Below are 989 nucleotides of genomic sequence, written 5' to 3'. Positions count from 1 at the left end.
TCACAACCGGATAATATCGCCATTGCTTCACGTGATGGGCGAGTTCATTGTCCAGACGCTCTAGTCGAGCATTGCGTTCTGAAATGGTTTGAATCATCTCTTGCAAGACAAATTGCTGACTAGGATGAGGTAAGATGATCTCTGTTAACCAACGAAGGTGTTTTAAGCTCCAATTTGATTTGCCTGAATAGTTAATATGGTTTCTGAGCAGCAAGGCTTTTAGCTGGAAACGTGCATTATTCAAATCATGCATTGCACGCTCACGTGCTCGAGATAGATCTCGTATTGCTTCATCTGCGGGTTCAGGAACGTAAATCGGATCAAGGTCGCCATTACGAACCAAACGAGCTAAATCTTGTGCATCGCGTTTATCTGTTTTCACGCGTTGTCCGGGTTTCTTTGGAATCAGTGATGGCGCAACAACATAGCAACAATGGCCTAAGCTTGTCAGCAATCGATAAATCCAGTAGCCACAGGGGCCTGCTTCATAAACAAAATGCAGGGTAGCCTGCGGGTATTTGCTTTCAAACTGTCTTGCCATCTTGGTAAGTGATACTTTGGCTGAAGAAACTCTTCCAAGATGTTTTACTTCTGAGCCTCGTTGATCTTCGCAATATGCGACTTCGGTGAACTCCTTATGGGTGTCCAATCCGACAAAAATTATGGTATTGTTTTTCATGGTGCTGGCCTCCGCTTATATGGTATGACACATATATTATGGCTCTGGCTTTGCTAACCCACGATAGGAGGTCAGCACTCTTTTGGGACGTGGGGAGTCATTATGTCTATGTTCCCAATGACTCTATGGAATAGGTAAAGGAATGTTTTACATACCAAATTATTTTTTAAAAAGAAAGGATCCTGGAACTGTTCAACAGCCCATATGGCAAGGTGCGAGGAAGACCAGAAGAGATTACGCTTTAGCTAATTTACTGACGTTTTTACCTTTAGTTTTTTTGATGGCTTATATGTTGTCAAATAGCGGCGAG

The 989-nt window shown here is 42.9% G+C and carries 1 protein-coding gene; it reads right to left on the bottom strand.

Going from position 1 to position 989, the window contains the following annotated elements; all coding sequences use genetic code 11:
• A partial coding sequence (locus tag A3761_RS08820) for an IS110 family transposase (RefSeq protein ID WP_156491765.1) occupies positions 1-679 on the bottom strand: 679 nt, incomplete at its 3' end.
• Between the last annotated feature and the right edge of the window lie 310 nt (positions 680-989).

It is taken from the genome of Oleiphilus sp. HI0123, assembly GCF_001635315.1.
Note: the sequence above shows the minus strand (reverse complement) of the source record. Positions and strands in the feature narration are given on the sequence as shown.